Origin of the sequence: Pseudomonas sp. VD-NE ins, from assembly GCF_031882575.1 — a bacterium.
Classification (GTDB): Bacteria; Pseudomonadota; Gammaproteobacteria; order Pseudomonadales; family Pseudomonadaceae; genus Aquipseudomonas; species Aquipseudomonas fluorescens_BZ.
Window position 1 is genome coordinate 5,690,022 of the sequence record NZ_CP134772.1, and the last position, 18,930, is coordinate 5,708,951.

At 58.2% G+C, this 18,930-nt stretch carries 19 protein-coding genes; 7 read left to right on the forward strand and 12 right to left on the reverse strand.

The window, feature by feature from the left end:
• Positions 1-3 precede the first annotated feature (3 nt).
• Together ribF and murJ are read right to left on the reverse strand one after the other, a co-directional pair.
• A complete protein-coding gene (gene ribF, locus RMV17_RS25360; RefSeq protein ID WP_008078544.1) occupies positions 4-942 on the reverse strand; it encodes a bifunctional riboflavin kinase/FAD synthetase in 939 nt (312 codons plus the stop codon).
• A 129-nt stretch (positions 943-1,071) separates the two neighbouring features.
• Positions 1,072-2,610, reverse strand: a complete 1,539-nt coding sequence (gene murJ / locus RMV17_RS25365) for a murein biosynthesis integral membrane protein MurJ (protein ID WP_311883429.1) — start codon at positions 2,608-2,610, stop codon at positions 1,072-1,074.
• 252 nt (positions 2,611-2,862) lie between these two features.
• On the opposite strand from murJ, the gene rpsT reads away from it, so the two are divergent.
• On the forward strand, positions 2,863-3,135 hold the full coding sequence (gene rpsT / locus RMV17_RS25370; protein ID WP_003228351.1) for a 30S ribosomal protein S20: 273 nt from the start codon (positions 2,863-2,865) through the stop codon (positions 3,133-3,135).
• 183 nt (positions 3,136-3,318) lie between these two features.
• Here rpsT and RMV17_RS25375 read toward each other — a convergent pair whose 3' ends face one another.
• From RMV17_RS25375 to rplU, 5 genes are all read right to left on the reverse strand, one after another.
• A complete protein-coding gene (locus tag RMV17_RS25375; protein WP_007909822.1) occupies positions 3,319-3,786 on the reverse strand; it encodes a CreA family protein in 468 nt (155 codons plus the stop codon).
• A 10-nt stretch (positions 3,787-3,796) separates the two neighbouring features.
• The gene (gene proB, locus RMV17_RS25380) at positions 3,797-4,915 is read right to left on the reverse strand and encodes a glutamate 5-kinase (RefSeq protein WP_026000682.1); all 1,119 of its coding nucleotides are present in this window, start codon (positions 4,913-4,915) and stop codon (positions 3,797-3,799) included.
• A gap of 123 nt (positions 4,916-5,038) precedes the next feature.
• Positions 5,039-6,262, reverse strand: coding sequence for an Obg family GTPase CgtA (gene cgtA, locus RMV17_RS25385; RefSeq protein WP_016986202.1), 1,224 nt, complete (start codon positions 6,260-6,262; stop codon positions 5,039-5,041).
• A 193-nt stretch (positions 6,263-6,455) separates the two neighbouring features.
• Positions 6,456-6,713, reverse strand: a complete 258-nt coding sequence (gene rpmA / locus RMV17_RS25390; protein ID WP_003176049.1) for a 50S ribosomal protein L27 — start codon at positions 6,711-6,713, stop codon at positions 6,456-6,458.
• 34 nt (positions 6,714-6,747) lie between these two features.
• A complete protein-coding gene (rplU, locus tag RMV17_RS25395; RefSeq protein ID WP_003176051.1) occupies positions 6,748-7,062 on the reverse strand; it encodes a 50S ribosomal protein L21 in 315 nt (104 codons plus the stop codon).
• A 239-nt stretch (positions 7,063-7,301) separates the two neighbouring features.
• Here rplU and RMV17_RS25400 point away from each other — a divergent pair, with 239 nt between their 5' ends.
• The 3 genes from RMV17_RS25400 to RMV17_RS25410 all read left to right on the forward strand — a co-directional run bounded on the left by RMV17_RS25400 (position 7,302) and on the right by RMV17_RS25410 (position 9,221).
• Entirely contained in the window at positions 7,302-8,270 is a 969-nt protein-coding gene (locus tag RMV17_RS25400; protein WP_034153846.1) for a polyprenyl synthetase family protein, read from the forward strand.
• 146 nt (positions 8,271-8,416) lie between these two features.
• Positions 8,417-8,758, forward strand: coding sequence for a zinc ribbon domain-containing protein YjdM (locus tag RMV17_RS25405; protein WP_016986200.1), 342 nt, complete (start codon positions 8,417-8,419; stop codon positions 8,756-8,758).
• A gap of 205 nt (positions 8,759-8,963) precedes the next feature.
• Positions 8,964-9,221, forward strand: coding sequence for a hypothetical protein (locus RMV17_RS25410; protein ID WP_034153845.1), 258 nt, complete (start codon positions 8,964-8,966; stop codon positions 9,219-9,221).
• A 143-nt stretch (positions 9,222-9,364) separates the two neighbouring features.
• Here RMV17_RS25410 and RMV17_RS25415 read toward each other — a convergent pair whose 3' ends face one another.
• The 3 genes from RMV17_RS25415 to RMV17_RS25425 form a co-directional block, all read right to left on the reverse strand.
• Complete coding sequence (locus RMV17_RS25415) at positions 9,365-9,982, reverse strand: FKBP-type peptidyl-prolyl cis-trans isomerase (protein WP_034153844.1); 618 nt, start codon at positions 9,980-9,982, stop codon at positions 9,365-9,367.
• 121 nt (positions 9,983-10,103) lie between these two features.
• Positions 10,104-10,409: a DUF6482 family protein gene (locus tag RMV17_RS25420; RefSeq protein WP_077574605.1), complete on the reverse strand. Its 306-nt coding sequence runs from the start codon at positions 10,407-10,409 to the stop codon at positions 10,104-10,106.
• Between the two features lie 135 nt (positions 10,410-10,544).
• Positions 10,545-11,033 carry a TIGR00645 family protein gene (locus RMV17_RS25425; RefSeq protein ID WP_007909801.1) on the reverse strand — a complete coding sequence of 163 codons (489 nt, stop codon included), beginning with the start codon at positions 11,031-11,033 and terminating at the stop codon, positions 10,545-10,547.
• Positions 11,034-11,194: 161 nt separating this feature from the next.
• Between RMV17_RS25425 and RMV17_RS25430 the strand changes: the two genes are divergently transcribed.
• Positions 11,195-13,024 carry a hypothetical protein gene (locus RMV17_RS25430; protein WP_311883441.1) on the forward strand — a complete coding sequence of 610 codons (1,830 nt, stop codon included), beginning with the start codon at positions 11,195-11,197 and terminating at the stop codon, positions 13,022-13,024.
• Positions 13,025-13,060: 36 nt separating this feature from the next.
• On the opposite strand, the gene RMV17_RS25435 is transcribed toward RMV17_RS25430, so the two are convergent.
• Complete coding sequence (locus tag RMV17_RS25435; protein ID WP_007909799.1) at positions 13,061-13,375, reverse strand: hypothetical protein; 315 nt, start codon at positions 13,373-13,375, stop codon at positions 13,061-13,063.
• Between the two features lie 312 nt (positions 13,376-13,687).
• A complete protein-coding gene (locus tag RMV17_RS25440; RefSeq protein WP_016986197.1) occupies positions 13,688-16,126 on the reverse strand; it encodes a Lon protease family protein in 2,439 nt (812 codons plus the stop codon).
• 277 nt (positions 16,127-16,403) lie between these two features.
• Here RMV17_RS25440 and RMV17_RS25445 point away from each other — a divergent pair, with 277 nt between their 5' ends.
• Positions 16,404-16,892, forward strand: coding sequence for a DUF3015 domain-containing protein (locus RMV17_RS25445; RefSeq protein WP_007909797.1), 489 nt, complete (start codon positions 16,404-16,406; stop codon positions 16,890-16,892).
• Positions 16,893-16,986: 94 nt separating this feature from the next.
• Positions 16,987-18,840 (forward strand): DUF4105 domain-containing protein, encoded by a 1,854-nt coding sequence (locus tag RMV17_RS25450; protein WP_311883446.1) that lies wholly within the window; start codon positions 16,987-16,989, stop codon positions 18,838-18,840.
• The last annotated feature ends 90 nt before the right edge of the window (positions 18,841-18,930 follow it).

An 18,930-nucleotide genomic window follows, 5' to 3' on the forward strand; every position in this document is an offset into this window, starting at 1 on the left:
TCATTAGCGATGGGCGCTAGGTGCGGCTAGTGCACGGGCGGTGGCGACATCCGCATTGATCGCCGTTTTCAATGCCTCCAGAGAGGCGAAGCGCTGCTCTTCACGCAGCTTTTGGTGGAAAACCACCGTCAAACGCCGGTCATACAGATCGCCGGCAAAATCTAAAAGATGGACTTCAAGGTGGGCTTTGCCATCACCTTGTACCGTGGGCCGCACGCCGATGTTGGCGACGCCGGGCCAGGTCTTGCCGTCGATATCGACATCCACCAGATACACCCCGGTGAACGGCACGCGACGACGCTTGAGTTGAATATTGGCAGTCGGCGTACCCAGTTGCCGGGCCAGTTTCTGGCCATGCAGCACACGACCGGCAATCCGGTACGGGCGGCCGAGCAAACGTTCGGCCAAGGCAAAATCGGCGGCGGCCAGGGCGTTACGGACCTGGGTGCTGCTGACGCGAATACCGTCCAGTTCGACGGTTTGCGCGGCTTCAACGGTAAAACCGTGCATCTGCCCGGCCTGCAGCAGGAAGTCGAAGTCGCCGAGGCGGTCGCAACCAAAACGGAAATCGTCACCGACCTCCAGATGCTGCACGCCGAGACCATCGACGAGGATGGTGTCGACGAACTCACTGGCGCTGAGCTTGCTCAAGCGCTGGTTGAACGCCAGGCACAACACCCGGTCGACACCTTCGGCGGCCAGCAGTTGCAGCTTGTCGCGCAACCGGGCCAGACGTGCCGGCGCGGTCTCGGGGGCAAAGAATTCCCGTGGCTGCGGCTCGAAAATCACCACGCAGCTGGGTACGCCCAACTCGAGCGCACGCTCACGCAGTCGGGCCAGGATAGCCTGGTGACCACGGTGAACACCGTCAAAGTTGCCAATAGTGGCGACGCAGCCCCGATGCTGGGGGCGCAAGTTGTGGAGGCCTCGAACCAGCTGCATAACGCGCTTCTTGCTCATAAAGTGGTCGATTATAACCACACCCGACCGCCGACGACAGGCAACACCGTAACGCAAAGTGAACGAGCCGACAAAACTGCCGGCCCGCGCCTGTTTATAAAGGGTAAAACCTCAGCTCAAGGCCTTGCGATTGAAGTCACGCAAGCGGAAACCGAGCAGCAGCAACATACCGAAATAGGACACCACGCCCGCCGCGACCAATGCGCCCAGACGCAGGAAGCGCTCAAGCATGTGACCTTGATCCCACGCCGGCATGAAATGCATGCCAAGCAGCAGCACTGCCGACATCACCGCCACCGCGATCACCAGTTTGAAACCGAACTTGGCCCAACCCGGCTGCGGCTGATACATCTGCTGTTTGCGTAGTTGATAGAACAGCAATCCGGCATTCAGGCAGGCACCGGCGCTGATCGCCAAGGCCAGACCGGCGTGAGCCAGAGGACCAATCAGCACCAGGTTGAACAACTGAGTGACGACCAGCGTGAAAATTGCGATTTTCACCGGGGTACGGATGTTCTGTTGCGCATAGAAGCCCGGCGCCAACACTTTGATCACGATAATCCCGAGCAGACCGACAGAATAAGCAATCAGCGCACGCTGAGTCATTTCAGCGTCGAAACCACTGAACTGACCGTACTGGAACAGCGAAACGGTCAGCGGCTCAGCGAGAATCCCCAGCGCCAGCGAACATGGCAGCACCAGCACGAAGCACAGGCGCAGGCCCCAGTCGAGAATCCGCGAATATTCGTGGCGATCCTTGCTTGCGTAAGTTTTCGCGAGGGTCGGCAACAGGATTGTGCCCAGCGCCACACCCAGTACGCCGGATGGCAACTCCATCAGGCGGTCGGCGTAATACATCCACGACACCGAGCCTGCGACCAGAAACGAGGCGAAGATGGTGTTGATGATCAGCGATATCTGGCTGACCGACACGCCGAGAATCGCCGGCAACATCTGCTTCATCACCCGCCACACACCGGTATCACGCAGATTAAGGCGCGGCAGCACCAGCATGCCGATCTTTTTCAGGTGCGGCAGTTGATAGAGCAACTGCGCCAGACCGCCGACCAGGACCGCCCAGCCCAATGCCATGACCGGCGGATCGAAGTACGGCGTAAGGAACAGCGAAAACACGATCATGCTGACGTTGAGCAGTGTTGGCACAAAGGCCGGCACCGAGAAACGGTTCCAGGTATTGAGAATCGCGCCCGCCAGCGAGGACAGGGAGATCAGCAATATATAAGGGAAGGTCACCCGCAGCAGATCGGAGGTGAGCTGGAATTTTTCCGGCGTATCGGTAAAACCCGGGGCTGTGGCCCAGATGACCCAGGGCGCGGCGATCATGCCCAGCGCAGTGACTACCGCTAACACCAACGTCAGCAAGCCGGAAACATAAGCAATGAACGTACGCGTCGCTTCTTCGCCCTGCTGGCTTTTGTATTCGGCCAGAATCGGCACGAATGCCTGCGAGAAAGCACCCTCGGCGAAGATCCGTCGCAACAGATTGGGCAATTTGAAGGCAATAAAGAAGGCATCCGTCGCCATCCCGGCGCCGAATGTACGAGCAATCAACGTGTCACGAACAAAGCCCAGAATCCGGGAAAGCATCGTGATAGAGCTGACGGCGGCCAACGATTTGAGCAGATTCATTGAGGGAATTTGTGCCTGTCGATAAACAGCAGGCGAACAAAGCGCCTACTTGTGCGATACTCCGCGCCGCAGCAGCACAGAGCCAAAGCTCGCGAGTTTACAGGTCAAGCGCCGGAAATAAATATCCCGCCTCTTTATACCTACCACTTAGCGGAACGTTTCAAGTGCCCTTGACAAGACTTCAACTCATCGGCATGATTCGCGGCCTATTTTGTTTGCTATTTCCTAAAAAGTCTTTCGAGGAGCTCGACGGTGGCCAACTCACCTTCCGCCAAAAAACGTGCAAAACAGGCTGAGAAGCGTCGCAGCCACAACGCCAGCCTGCGTTCCATGGTTCGCACCTACATCAAGAATGTAGTTAAAGCCATCGACGCAAAAGACGCTGAAAAAGCTCAAGCTGCATACGTTCTGGCTGTGCCAGTTATCGACCGTATGGCCGATAAAGGCATCATCCACAAGAACAAGGCTGCTCGTCATAAGAGCCGTCTGAATGGCCACGTCAAAGCACTGAAAGAAGCTGCTTAATACGACGTAGTCATTAAAAAACCGACCTTAGGGTCGGTTTTTTATTGCCTGCGATTTAACAAATGCACAGCAAAAAAATGTGGGAGCGAGCTTGCTCGCGAATGCGATCTGTCTGTTGATACTTCTATCGACTGACTCGACCTATTCGCGAGCAAGCTCGCTCCCACATGTAGTTTTGCAGCGTTATTGCTGGACTGGCACCCAAGGCAGAATCGGGATAGCCGTCACGGCATTCTGCGGACTACCTTCAATCAAACGGTCGCTGTAGACCAGATACACCAACGTGTTGCGCTTCTTGTCGAGAAAACGCACCACCTGCATGGTCTTGAATACCAGCGAAGTGCGCTCCTTGAACACCTCATCGCCATCCTTCAGATCACCCTTGAACTTGATCGGACCGACCTGACGGCAGGCGATCGAAGCTTCGGCGCGATCTTCAGCCAGACCCAGACCACCTTTGACACCGCCAGTCTTGGCGCGCGACAGGTAGCAAGTCACCCCCTCGACTTTCGGATCATCGAAAGCCTCGACCACTATGCGGTCGTTCGGGCCGACAAACTTGAACACCGTCGACACTTGACCGATTTCCTCAGCCGAGGCGAGCAATGGCATCGCCATCAGCAAACCCAACAATCCTTTCGCTAAACGCATCGAATTTTCCTTAAACCAGAATCAGGTTGTCACGGTGAACCAGCTCAGGCTCTGCCATGTAACCGAGCAAACCGACAATCGCATCCGACGACTGACCGATAATTTTTTGTGCTTCCAGCGCACTGTAGTTGGCCAGGCCACGGGCAATCTCGCGACCATCGGGCGCCACGCAGACGACCATCTCGCCGCGACGGAAACTGCCCTGCACCAACTTCACACCGACGGGCAGCAGGCTTTTGTTGCCCTTGGACAACGCCGATACCGCACCCTCGTCCAGCACCAAGGTGCCACGAGTTTGCAGATGTCCGGCCAGCCATTGCTTGCGTGCCGCGAGCATGCCGCGCTCAGGCGACAGCAAGGTGCCAATGCGCTCACCCGCCTTCAGGCGATCAAGCACGCGCTCAAGACGCCCGCCGACGATAATAGTGTGCGCACCAGAACGCGCAGCCAATCGAGCCGCACGCAACTTGGTCTGCATGCCGCCACGACCCAGTGCACCACCCGTGCCGCCCGCTACCGCATCGAGACTCGGATCATCAGCGCGCGCCTCGTAAATCAGCTGCGCGTCAGGGTTGTTACGCGGATCAGCGTCGAACATGCCGTCGCGATCGGTCAGGATCACCAGCAGATCCGCCTCGACCAGGTTAGCCACCAGCGCCGCCAGCGTATCGTTGTCGCCGAAACGGATTTCGTCGGTGACCACGGTGTCGTTTTCGTTGATGACCGGGATGACTTTCAGCTCGACCAACGCACGCAAGGTGCTACGGGCATTGAGGTAGCGCTTGCGGTCAGACAGGTCGTCGTGGGTCAGGAGAATCTGCGCCGTGTGCCGACCATGCTCGGCGAAGCTCGATTCCCACGCCTGCACCAGACCCATCTGACCAATCGCAGCGGCCGCCTGGAGTTCGTGCATCGCACTGGGTCGTGCGGTCCAGCCCAAACGACTCATGCCGGCCGCCACCGCCCCGGAGGACACCAGCACCAACTCGACGCCAGCCTCATGCAAGGCCACCATCTGCTCGACCCAGACACTCATTGCCGCGCGATCCAGCCCTTTGCCATCGGCTGTCAGCAAAGCGCTGCCGATCTTCACGACCCAACGCTGCGCACCTGTCACCTTGCTCCGCATCATCTTCAACCTTAGCTTGAGGGCAGCGCGACCCAGCGCCACCCATGACGTTATTTGTGACTTGCGATTTCCAGATACTAAAACGCCGCTCAATTGAGCGGCGCTTAAGTTTACTGCAACGAATCAGTCACGCACGTAAATGATTTCCGGACCGTCTTCGTCATCCACATCTTCTTCGTCCCAATCATCGTCACCGATGTCATGGACCGACTTCACGCCGCTGCGACGCAGGGCACGCTTGTCATCCAGCGCCTGCAGTTGCGCGCGGGCTTCGTCTTCGATGCGCTGATCGAGATCGGCCAGCTCTTCTTTGTAAGCCGGGTCATTGGCCAGGCGATCGGCGCGATCTTCCATGTAACGCATGATGTCGTGGCACAGACGCTCGGTACCGATCTTGGCGATCGCCGAGATCACATAGACCGGACCGGTCCACTCGAGGCGATCAACGATTTCCTTGACGCGCTCATCGTGCTCTTCTTCAAGGATCTGGTCGCACTTGTTCAGCACCAACCAACGATCACGCTCTGCCAGGGACGGGCTGAACTTGATCAACTCGTTGACAATCACTTCAGCGGCATCCGGCGCACTGCTGTCATCCAGCGGCGCCATGTCGACGAGGTGCAGCAACAGACGCGTACGCGCCAAGTGCTTGAGGAAGCGAATACCCAGACCGGCACCGTCGGAAGCACCTTCGATCAGACCCGGAATGTCGGCAATGACGAAGCTCTTCCAGCGATCGACGCTGACCACACCGAGGTTTGGCACCAGCGTGGTGAACGGGTAGTCGGCAACTTTCGGCTTGGCGGCCGATACTGAACGAATAAAGGTACTTTTACCGGCATTCGGCAAGCCCAGCAGACCGACGTCGGCCAGTACTTTCATTTCCAGCTTCAGGTCGCGCTGCTCACCCGGCTTGCCCGGCGTGGTCTGACGCGGCGCACGGTTGGTACTGGATTTGAAACGGGTGTTGCCCAGACCGTGCCAGCCGCCCTGCACAACCATCAGTTTCTGGCCTGCCTTGGTCAGGTCGCCAATCACTTCCTGGGTAGCGGAGTCGATCACCGTGGTGCCGACCGGCACGCGCAGGATCAGGTCTTCACCTTTTTTACCGGTGCAGTCGGTGCTGCCACCGTTGGAGCCACGCTCGGCATCGAAGTGCCGGGTGTAACGGTAGTCGACCAGGGTGTTGAGGTTTTCGTCAGCCATCATGTAGATGGAACCGCCGTCACCGCCATCACCGCCGTTCGGGCCACCGTTTTCGATGAATTTTTCCCGACGGAAACTCATGGCGCCATTGCCGCCGTCACCAGCCTTTACGCGAATCGATACTTCATCAACAAACTTCATAACCAACGCCTCTCGCCGTACGGACGAGCCGAAAAACAATCAAGACATAAGACTCTTGCAAAAATGAGCGCAGCGACCCCAAAACACGACATGTATCGCACGCCGACAGCCCATACAAACAGTTTTGCAAGAGACTCACCCCACAAACGAAAAAGCCCCGTCGCGAGACAGGGCTTTTCCAGCGATCGCGCAATTAAGCTGCGACAACGCTCACGTAACGGCGGTTGAACGCGCCTTTTACTTCAAACTTGATCACGCCTTCGATTTTCGCGAAGAGGGTGTGATCCTTACCCATGCCAACGCCGTAGCCAGCGTGGAATTGGGTGCCGCGCTGACGCACGATGATGTTGCCCGGAATGATTTTCTGGCCGCCATACATCTTAACGCCAAGGCGTTTGGCTTCTGAGTCGCGACCGTTACGGGTACTACCACCAGCTTTTTTGTGTGCCATGAGTCAATTCTCCTAGTGAGGAATTAGGCTGAAATTAAGCCTGAATACCGGTGATTTTGATCTCGGTGTACCACTGGCGGTGGCCCATACGCTTCATGTGGTGCTTACGACGACGGAACTTGATGATGCGGACTTTATCGTGACGACCCTGGGAGATCACTTCAGCCACAACGGTAGCGCCAGCAACAACTGGAGCGCCGATATTCACGTCGTCGCCATTGGCAACCAACAGAACGCGATCAAAGGTAACGGATTCGCCGGTAGCGATTTCCAGTTTTTCGATCTTCAGGTATTCACCTGGGGCGACTTTGTACTGCTTGCCGCCAGTAACGATTACTGCATAAGACATGGTATTTCTCCGATAATCCTGCTCACCCAGCTCTTTATAGGAAGAGGTATTGGCTGGCATGGCTGCATAAGGCTGGAAGGCCCGTTGCAATTGCGTAAGGCAGGTGCTGCCCAGGAAGTTCAGGGTGCGCGATTGTACGCAAGCCGCCGCTGGCTTGCAAGTAGCCGTCCATCGCGCCTTGACAGGTCCGGATGGGGGTCCTAGCATGCCGCGCAACCCTTCTGGAGCGACTCTCGCTGATGCAACCCCAAGCTTTCTACCGCGCGGTGGCGGACGATTTTAGCGCCGTCGACGGCATCATCAAGAAGCAGCTGACTTCCCGAGTACCGCTGGTATCGAAAATCGGCGATTACATCACCTCGGCCGGCGGCAAGCGTCTGCGTCCTTTATTAGTGTTGCTGTGTGGCAAGGCCCTGGGTCGCGAAGGCGACGACATGCGCCTGCTGGCCGCCACCATCGAATTCCTGCACACCGCCACCCTGCTGCATGACGACGTGGTCGACATGTCCGGCATGCGCCGTGGCCGTTCGACCGCCAACGCCATGTGGGGCAACGCTCCGAGCGTGCTGGTCGGCGACTTCCTGTACTCGCGCTCGTTCGAAATGATGGTCGAACTGGGCTCGATGCCGGTGATGAAGATCCTGTCCCAGGCCACGCGCATCATCGCCGAAGGCGAAGTGCTGCAACTGTCCAAGGTTCGCGACGCCAGCACCACCGAAGAAACCTACATGGAAGTCATCCGCGGCAAGACCGCGATGCTCTTCGAAGCTTCGACCCACAGCGCTGCTGCATTGGCCGGTGCTACCGCCGAGCAGAGCGAAGCCTTGCGCACCTTCGGCGATCACCTGGGTGTGGCCTTCCAACTGGTCGACGATTTGCTCGACTACAAGGGCGACGCCGAGACCTTGGGCAAGAACGTCGGCGACGATCTGGCCGAAGGCAAGCCGACTCTGCCGCTGATCTACACCATGCGCGAAGGTACGGCTGAGCAGGCTGCCCTGGTGCGTCAGGCGATCCAGAAAGGCGGGATCGAAGATCTGGAAAGCATCCGCATTGCTGTGGAAGCTTCTGGTTCGCTGGAATACACCGCGCAACTGGCCCGTGATTACGTGGCCCGCGCGATCAAGTGCCTTGAAGCGCTGCCGGCCAGTGAATACCGCGATGCGCTGGTCGAACTGAGCGAGTTTGCGGTCGCGCGTACGCACTGATACCGCTGAAGCAAAATCAAGAGATCGCAGCCTTCGGCAGCTCCTACAGGGGTTATCGATGCTGCGATCTTTTGCATTTGACTGCCTGAAAAACTAAAACCCTATACAATGTGCGACTTTTAGCGATCCACACCCAAGGAGCCTTAGTGAGCACGTTGCCACCCTGCCCGAAATGCAATTCCGAATACACCTACGAAGACGGCACCCAACTGGTGTGCCCGGAGTGCGCCCACGAGTGGTCCGCCAGCGGCGAAGCCGAAGTGGCGTCCGATGATGCCGTGAAGAAAGATTCGGTCGGCAACGTCCTGCAGGACGGCGACACCATCACTGTGATCAAGGACCTCAAGGTCAAGGGCACCTCGCTGGTGGTCAAGGTCGGCACCAAGGTCAAGAACATCCGCCTGTGCGATGGCGACCACGACATCGACTGCAAGATCGACGGCATCGGCCCGATGAAACTCAAATCCGAGTTCGTCAGAAAGGTCTGAATCGCTTGTCATCCATCCCGCGCCAGCCGTGGGATGGAGCTTCGCCCTCCCCGTTCCACCCCAGCAAAACCAAGCAATAGCCAAACGCCAGCCGTTTTGACCTTACGCAATCTTTACCCGGAAAATTTCACAATCCGCCAATAGACGCTTGCTATTTGACGAATAAGAATTATTCTCATTGAAACCTTTCAAGGAGACGAGAACCATGACTTATTTGATCGACGCCTGGCTGGACCGCCCACACCCATACCTCAGAATCCTGCATCGGGAAACTGGTGAAGTCTGTGCGGTGCTTGAAGAAGAAGCCCTGCATGAGCTGCAAGACCAAGGGGATCTGGACGTCAGCAGCCTGAATTCCAGCGAGCCGCTGGTGCTCAAGGAGCTGGTGCGCAATCTGTTTCTGTTCTGCTATGCCCGGGCGTTGCGCCCGACCAGTGAACTGCATCACAAGATAGAACTATGAAAATGCAACATGTCGGAGCAAGCCCTGTGGGAGCGAGCTTGCTCGCGAAGAGGCCATAACATTCAACATCATCGTTGAATAACATACCGCTTTCGCGAGCAAGCTCGCTCCCACATGACCGAGCCAGCTCCAACAATCAGGTCTTACAGAACGTCCAGCAGCTCGACGTCGAATACCAGAACGCTGTGCGGCGGGATGCTGCCAACGCCTTGAGCGCCGTAAGCCAGTTCGCTCGGCACGTACAGACGCCATTTGCTGCCGGCGTTCATCAGTTGCAGGGCTTCAGTCCAGCCAGCGATCACGCCGCCAACCGGGAATTCTGCAGGCTGGCCACGCTCGTAGGAGCTGTCGAACACAGTGCCGTCGATCAGTGTGCCGTGGTAGTGAGTACGCACTTGATCTTCACGGGTCGGCTTGGCGCCTTCGCCCTGAGTCAGCACTTCGAATTGCAGGCCGGAAGCCAGAGTGGTGATGCCCTCACGCTTGGCGTTTTCAGCCAGGAAAGCCAAGCCTTCGCCAGCAGCGGCTTCAGCTTTGGCAGCCGCTTCGGCTTGCATGATTTCGCGGATCACTTTGAAGCTGGCGGACATTTCTTCCTGGCCAACACGGCTTTCCTTACCGGCGAACGCGTCGGTCAGGCCAGCCAGGATCGCGTCCAGGCTAACGCCCGGTGGCGGGTTGTCGCGCAGCTGGTCACCCAGCTGACGGCCGATGCCGTAGCTGACGCGGGTTTCGTCGGTGGACAGATTTACTTCGGACATGACACTGCTCCGCTGTGCGGACGGCCACAAGACTTGCCGTGCGTGCACAGCGCGTCCCGGCGCGCCCGGAACCAAAAGGGCGAGCAGACTAGCACAGATGCCCGGCGATGGGGCGCAACGCCTACAGGGCTGAGCGCCAGGCGAGCGGCACCTTCAGGCTTTCCTCGCCACTGGCGCCCAGGCCACACATTTCATCGTGTACCGAGGTGTGTACGAGGTTGAAGGGCAATACCGGAAAGTTATGCAGCAAATCCCGCGCATGCTCCACCGAGCGCAATGTCAGCATCCCACCCTTGAGATCACTCAACGGATACGCCGCCCCGTGCATCCGTGCCTCAAGCAGGTAAATCCCGCCTTCCATGGAGATCAGGTTCAACTCATCAACCTTCCTGGCGATGGCAAACGCATTCAACTCTTGCAGGTTCATGAACACACCTCATGCAGTGGTGACTCAAGACCTCTACAGGGATATGCCCGCACGCACCAAAGCACAAGCCACAAACGACACCGCCCGTCTGTTTCACAACAGACGGGCGGTGCTTTTGCAGCGATCAAAGGTTGATCAGTGCTTGGTGACCTTGTCCAGGTAACCCATGGCGAACGCCGAAACGACGAAGGTCATGTGGATGATCACGTACCACATCAAGTGCTCGGGATCGACGTTCTTGGCGTCCATGAAGATGCGCAGCAAGTGGATCGAAGAGATCGCCACGATCGAGGCCGCGACTTTCATCTTCAGCGATGAAGAGTCCATGGTGCCGAGCCAACTGAGCTTTTCCTTGCCTTCATCGATGTTCAGTTCAGAGACGAAGTTCTCGTAGCCGGAAATCATCACCATCACCAACAGCCCGCCAACCAGCGCCATATCGATCAGCGACAGCAGCACCAGAATCAGTTCCGATTCGGCCATCGAGAACACATTGGGCAGGATGTGAAAAACTTCCTGGAAAAATTTCAGTGCCAGCGCCAGCAGCCCGAGGGACAGCCCGATATAGATCGGCGCCAGCAGCCAGCGCGAGGCGTACATTGCATTTTCGATAAAGCGTTCCATTGAATCTCACACATGGGGGGCTGGAAATGGCGGCGAGTATACCAGCCCCCTGTGACAGCCAGAAACTGCCGGAAAATCCGCCACCTGCGCGTATGTGTGATTTTTTTCTGCTAGTGTCCAAGCCATTGACAGCCCAGTGACTGCAGACAGGACGTGTGGAAATGGATGTGCGATTACCGATAACGACGGCCGGAATTTGCCTTGCTCTGTTGATCAGCGGTTGCTCGCCCGGCGACGAAAAGCACGCCACCAGCCTTGAAGAAAAGACCGCAAAGTTCGAACAGTCACTGGACGCGATCACCGACACCAAACTCAAGGACGCCGTCACCGAACTCGGTGGCTCACTGCTGCTGCTCGAACGCGCGCAACTCAAGCTCAACGACAATCCACCGCGCACCGAATACGGCGAAGACGCGCTCGCCGTGCTCAAGCACTACCCTGCCCCGCAAGCGCTGGTCGACACCTTCATCAATGGCCTGTTCGTGCTGCACAAGGATGCCAGCTCCGATTACCTCACCGATCTGCAACCGGTGTTCCCGTTCAACCTGAACATTCCCGGTGGCTTCCTGTTCCCCCATGGCGTGGAATGGCAGTCGGTTACGTTGAGCAACAAACGCGTGATCGCTTATCAGCCGGAATGGTCGGAAACCGATCCGGGCATTCAGCTCAGCCCTTCCAGCTCCAACGTCACCAACCCCGATGACCTGACCGTGACCTACCCGTTCATTGACGGACTGGACGTGGACAAAAAATCCCTGCCGCAACCGGTCAGCCTGCAAGGCCAGATCGAAGTCATCGCGCCGCGCCGCCTGTACAGCTTCGACCTGACGCAAAAGGACGTCGGCCAGACCCGCAGCAATGACAACCTCAGCGTCAAACTGCTGAAGCTCGAAAACAACTGCGCCGAAGTTGAATTCAGCAACAACCTGCCACTGGCGGCGGAAGTCGCAGAGACCCAGCTCAATCCGTTGATCGTTCAGGCCCGCGACAAGACCGGGCAATACCTGATACGCGCCGGCTCGATCAACGAAAGTCCGGAGCAAGTGGCGTTCTACGAAAAACAACTGGCCTACCTGCAACAGCAGAAGGGCTGGAGCGATACGCTGGAAAAACAGCTCACACAAGAGCAGCAGGATTTCGAGCAGAAACACCCGCGTCGCTACAACAAGGTCTACTTCAATGGCCCGATCGACACCCTGGAAGTCAGCGTGCTCGACTTTTCCTCGGCGACGGTGACGCGTAAAGCGCTGGATCTGCCGATTCGCACGTTCAACCAGCACACCACGCAAAAGGCCATCCAGCCACTGGACCTGCCGGTGACGGTCTACGACGACCTGGCAGTCAACTGGCTCAAGGGCGCGAGCCTGACCGAAGAACAATTGAAGGCTGGCATCCGCATCCACCAATCCGTGGAAGAGCCGAGCGCTGCACGCATCGAGTTCTCCCATCGCCGTACGTTCAACGATGAATTGCTGGGCGATGACTTCAGCCCGGGCGTCAGTCCTGTCACATTCTTCACCGAAAAACGCAGTGGCAAGCTCGATGAACCGATCGAACTGCCGCCCGAGGCGTACCAGGTCGATCCGCTGCGCGCGACGATCACTTACGACCTGAACCTGTTCCCGGAAACCCCTGCAATTGCCGTCGGCTCAATGCCGCTGTTTCTCGCCACGGTGGCCAAGCAGACGTACGACGCCAAGTCCTTGCCCAAAGGCCTGGAGATCAAGAACAACCAGTTGGTGGTGGACCTGAAACTGTTTCCGCCCAACGAATGGCGATTCTTCGTCAAAGACGATAGCGGCAATTATCTCAAACAGATCCTATCGGTCAGCCACGATGCGAGCACAGAAGGCCCGGCGTTGTTTGGCGTGCATTACTTCTATGGCCGCCCGACCCATGTGGAAACCTATCAGCGAACCGACCTCGCCACCGTGCAATACGGCTTTGAGGTCAAACTCGACAAGGCGCAGGTGCCTGATGCCGCGCCTTGAAGAGCAAGATCAAAAGATCGCAGCCTGCGGCAGCTCCTACAGAGCGCGGCCGCGGCCACCGTTGATCTGACGCAGCTGGGCTTGCAGGTGCAGGCTCCAGATCTGCGGATCGTCGGCCAGTTCGTAGCCATGCAGGGTCAGGCTTTCGACAATGGTGTCGAGTATCGATTCGGCGGCGACCGGCCCATGAAACGGGCCCTGTGCCTTGATGGCGGAAGGTTGTTCACCGGCCATGCCGGCGGCGAAGAGCAGCGTCCACATGCCGTTATCGCCAGCCAACGGCTTGATGGCGCATTCGATACGGGTCACAAGACCCAGGCATTGACGGGTGAGGCAGAGGTTGCGCGACATGGCGGCGACCCTCGGTGAAGCCGGTGTTCAGCCCCCACGGGAGGACTGGCTCGATCCAGTGATACTGTCGATATCCTTGAGCTGAGAATAGAAGAAAAGTCCGCTGCGCAAGCCGAATGGAACCAGAAGGCGCCGAATGGTCATTGTGTGAATATTGGCGTCAGAGTTGTGGCGATTTTTCGCTGGATTCACACCAAACAAATGTGGGAGCGAGCCTGCTCGCGAATGCGGAGTGTCAGGCAACTTATTCGTCGTCTGATACAGCGCTTTCGCGAGCAGGCTCGCTCCCACAGTTTTTGACCGCGTTAAAGCTTAAGCCGGTTTGGCTTCGGCCAGCGCCTCTTGGGCCAACTCCTTCTCGGCCTCCTTAAGGTCTTCTTCGCTGATCATCTCGGCGATGTCACGCAAGCGCTCGACTACTCGGGCGTTGATGCTGCCTTCCGGGAATTCGCCATCGGCATTCGGTTCACCGGCCGGTTCGCCCACCAACAGACTCAACGCCTCGTCAGCCTGACGCACCGCGTACACATGGAATTGCCCGGCACGCACCGCCGCCAGCACTTTCTCATCGAGCATCAGCGTGGCGACGTTGGCCTGCGGAATGATCGCGCCCTGCTCGCCCGTCAGCCCACGCGCTTCACAGAGACGGAAGAAGCCTTCGATCTTCTCGTTGACCCCACCCACCGCTTGCACTTCGCCGAACTGGTTGATCGAGCCGGTGATCGCAAAGCACTGCTTGAGCGGGGTTTTCGACAGCGCCGAAATCAGCGTGCACGCCTCGCCCAGCGACGCACTGTCGCCATCGACGTAACCGTAGGATTGCTCCAAAGCGATGCTCGCGGAAATCGCCAGCGGGAATTCCTGGGCGTAACGGCTGCCCAGATACCCGGTGAGGATCATCACGCCTTTGGAGTGAATCGGCTGTCCAAGGTTGACCTCACGCTCGATATCGACGATGCCGCTGCCGCCCGGGTACACCGTGGCGGAAATCCGCGCCGGCACACCAAACGCCGAGTCGCCGACTTCAAGCACGGTCAGACCGTTGCACTTGCCGACCGCCGCGCCATCGGTGTCGATCAGGATGATCCCCGCGAGCATGTCGTCGAGAATCCGCGCCGACACACGTCCGGTGCGTGTGGCTTTGGCTTTCAGCGCACGTTCGATGTGCCCGGCATCGGTCATTTCATCGCCGGCCAGGTGACGGATGAAATCCGCTTCGCTGACCAGTTGGAACAGATCGCCAATGCGCGCCGACAACCGCCCTTGGTGTTCGGCCAGACGTGCACTGTAAGTGGCCAGACGCGCTACCGCATCAGCGGTCAGCGGCGCCATGCCTTCTTCCGAAGTCCGGGTTTTCAACAACTGGGCAAATTGCTCCAGGCTCTCGTCGACCATCGGGATGTCTTCGTCGAAATCCACGAGGACGCGGAACATCTCCTGGAAGTCCGGATCGAGGTCTTGCAACGTGTAGTACAGCGACCGCGCACCGATGATGATGACTTTGACCTGCAGCGGAATGTGCTGCGGATTAAGCGTCACGGTGGCAAAACGGCCCATCTCGCCCAGCGGTGATTCCATTTTCAGCTTGCGCGATTGCAGGGCGCGTTTCAGCGCATCCCATACGAACGGCTCGCTGAGCATTTTTTCCGCTTCAAGAATCAGGAAACCGCCATTGGCGCGGTGCAAGGCGCCCGGACGCAACTGGCGATAGGTGGTGTAGAGCGCGCCCTGATCGGTGGTGTATTCGATACGGCCGAAGAGGTTTTCGTACGTCGGGTGCGGCTCGAAAACGACTGGCGCACCGCCGCTGAGCGGATGACCGACCACCAGGCTCGGTGCGTATTGCTCTTCCAGCAGCTTGCGCGCAACGGCGTCAGTCTTGCTGTCATCGACCAGTTGCTCGACCACGGTTTTCAGCAGATAGACCTGCATCGCTTGCAGGTAACCGCAGACCGCAGCGTTCTCGGCGTACTTCTCCGACAGCGGCGACAGCAATGGCTGCAAAGCCAGGGTGATGGTTTCTTCGTTGAGCGAACGCAGTTGATTGTTCGACTCGCGCTTCCATTGCGGCAGGCTGGCGAGCTCTTCGTTCAGGCGCTCTTCGAGGCCGGAAATGTCATCGTGAAAGCGTTCACGATCGGCTTCCGGCAACTGAGCGAACTCGGCTTCGTCCAGCGCTTTGCCATCGAGCATCGGCGTGAAAGCGATGTTGCTGCTGTCACGATAGAGGGCGACGTCTTTTTCCAGGGCCAGACGCTCGATGATGTCGAGGGCCTTGTCGTAGCGCTGGTTGAAGGCGCGATCGATGGCGCTTTTCTTTTGCTGGTAGGACGGGTGCTCGAAGACTGCCGGAAACGTCGCCAGCAGATTGTCGATCAAGCCGTTGATGTCACCGATAAACGCGCCAGCAGTGCCCGAAGGCAGTTCCAGTGCGCGGGGTTCGCGCGGCTCATCGAAGTTATTGACGTAGACCCAGTCCGCCGGGGTCTGCAGGCGTTTGCCTTCGGCCTTCAGGTAACGTTTGACGAACGAGAAACGGCCAGTGCCGGGCTCGCCCATGACGAATACGTTGTAACCGGGGCGTGGCATGGCCACACCGAACTGCAAGGCTTCGACCGCGCGTTCCTGGCCGAGCACACCGCGAAAGGGCTCCAGATCATTGGTGGTAGTGAAGCTGAACTGTTCAGCGGAAAACGGACGGGTCAGCGCTTCGGGCGCAAGACGCAAGCTGGCAGCAACAGGATCAGGCATCGGGCTTCCTTAACAATCAGGCGGGGCAGATAGCCGCATTCTGGCGCTGCCCGTGCCCCACTGGCAAGGCGCGCCATGTGACAAAGCATAGACAACCGGCTGCCCATGTCCCGGCGCCCATGAAATCGGGGTTATCGCCAAATCTTTTGTAAAAACTCACGGAACCCCAGGAACGTGCCTAAACTCCAAACTGCGCGGCTGGAACTAATACTGGCCCACTGGCACCGTCAGGTGCCAGAACCCTGTCCATTGGTATGCACACAAAGAGAAAAAAGCTATGAAACGGATTCTTCTCGGTACTCTCTTCACCGCTGTATCCATCAACGCAATGGCGCAAGCTCCAGGCGGCCCGGATTGCGGTTGGGGCAACATGCTGTTCGAAGGTCAGCGTGGCACCCCGGCGCACTTCCTCGCTTCCACCACCAACGGCACGTCCGGTAACGCCACCTTCGGGATGACGTCCGGCACCAACGGCTGCTCGACCAATGCATCGCTGACCTACGGCGGCAAATCCTGGTTTGCCATGAATGGCATGATGAACGAGCTGTCCGAAGACATGGCCAAAGGCAACGGCGAAGCGCTGACGACTTATGCCGTGGTACTGGGCGTGGCGCCGGAAGATCGCGCGCACTTCGCTGCTGTGACTCACGAGCACTTCCAGCAGATTTTCAGCAAGGCTGACGTGACCGCTGAAGACGTGCATACCAACACCCTGGCCGTACTGAAATCGGATCCTCGTCTGGCCAAGTACGCAACTCAGGCTTAAGCTCGACCCCACCCGCTTCCTTCGGGAAGCGGGTTTTGTTTTTTCGGCCCGCCCTCCTTGGGTCTTTATTTCTTTCCTGTTCAAGTTGCCGACTATGCTCAAACGCCTTGCCTGGCTGGCGCTCTGTGTCTGCGCCCCGCTGTCCGCCGCGCCAACCATCGACCCTCAACGTTTGCAGCAACTGGCCAACGACCGCTTCTGGATTTCCCTCGGTCACTACGAAACCGCCAAGCTTGGCGGCTGGCGCAGCTATGTCAGCGACAAGAAATTCTTTCTCGCGCCCGATGGCAACGAACATCCCGATCATGAACTGGCGGCCACCGTGCAAGCGCTGTACGCCCCGGCCAGCCTCGGCGAGCAACACGCGCAATGTGTTTATCCGGCGCGCACTCGCTGGCTGAAAGCTCAGCTCAATCTCAGCGATCTGCCGACACCTGCATGCGCCGAGTACAAGAAGTGGTTCAAAGATGTTTCGCCGCACAGCGCGGTGATGATCTTCCCGGCGGCTTATTTGAACAGTCCGTCATCGATGTTCGGCCACACCCTGCTGCGCATCGATCAGGCCGATGTGCAGGCCGACAAGACCTCGCTGCTGAGCTACGCGATCAACTTCGGCGCCTACATCGAAGGCTCGGACAACAGCATTCTGTACGCCTGGAAAGGCCTGATGGGCGGGTACCCGGGGCTGTTCGCGCTGGTGCCCTATCAGGAAAAGCTCTCCGAATACCGCAGTCTGGAAAACCGCGACCTGTGGGAGTACCGACTGAATCTGACCCAGGAAGAAACCGCGCGCATGGTCGAGCATGTGTGGGAGTTGAAGCAGATCCAGTTCGACTATTTCTTCTTCGATGAAAACTGCTCGTATCGCCTGCTTGAGTTGCTGCAGGTGGCACGGCCGAGTCTGCGCCTGACCGAACAATTCCCGTTGACCGCGATTCCCACTGACACCGTCAAAGCGGTGAAAGAAGCCGGGCTGGTGGAAAGTATCGAATATCGCCCGTCCCGCGAGCGCGAACTGCTCAGCCGCGCCGAGCCGTTGAGCAGTGACGAACAACAATGGGTGCTGAACGTCAGCGCCGATCAACAAGTGTTGCAGGACCCAACCTTCAAAGCTCTGCCTCGTGACCGTCAGGCGCTGATCATCGACGCGGCGTATCGCCTCGAGCGCTACCGCGCCAACGGCCAGGAACGTGATCCGCAACGGGCGCAACGCAGTTTCGAACTGCTGCGGGCGATCAACAAGAACCCGGCGCCTGAGTTGGACATTCCGCAGCCAGGCTTGCCGGAAGACGGCCACGAATCACGCACCTGGCAGGCCGGTCTCGGCACCCGTGGTGATCGTGCGTTCGGCGAATACGGCTTGCGCATGGCCTATCACGATCTCAATGACAACGCTGAAAGCTTCCCGCTCGGCGCGCAGATCGAGATTCTGCAGATGAAGTTGCGCCAGTACGAAGGCAATCACTGGCAATTCCAGCAACTGGATCTGGCGACGATTCGCTCGCTGACGCCGCGCAATGAACTATTGCAGCCACTGTCGTGGCAGGTCACCGGTGGTCTTGAGCGCGTACCGGGCAAGCACGATGACGAGACGCTGGTCAGCCACGTCAATGGTGGCGGTGGCGGCACCTGGGCGTTGGGTGATGACGTATTGGGTTTTGCCCTCGGTACCGTGCGCGTTGAGCACAACAATGACTTCGCCGAATTCGTGTCCCCGGCCGGCGGTTTCAATACCGGCGTGTTGTGGAAAAACCCGCTGGGCAATCTCAGCCTGGAGGCCAAGGGCGATTACTTCTTCAATGGTGAAGTGCGCCGTAGCTTGAGCTTGAATCAGCAGTGGGAGTTGTCGCGCAATCTGGGTTTGCGCCTGAGTGCACAGCGTGAGTTCAGCCACCTCGCCACGCCGGAAACCGAAGTCATGCTCGAAGTGAAGTGGTATCACTACTGATCCCGAGCCCAACACACATCCCCTGCTCGCTCCCACATTGGTTTTGTGGTGTTAATGGATTTTTCACAGGGCTTCGACAGCCGCCTCATG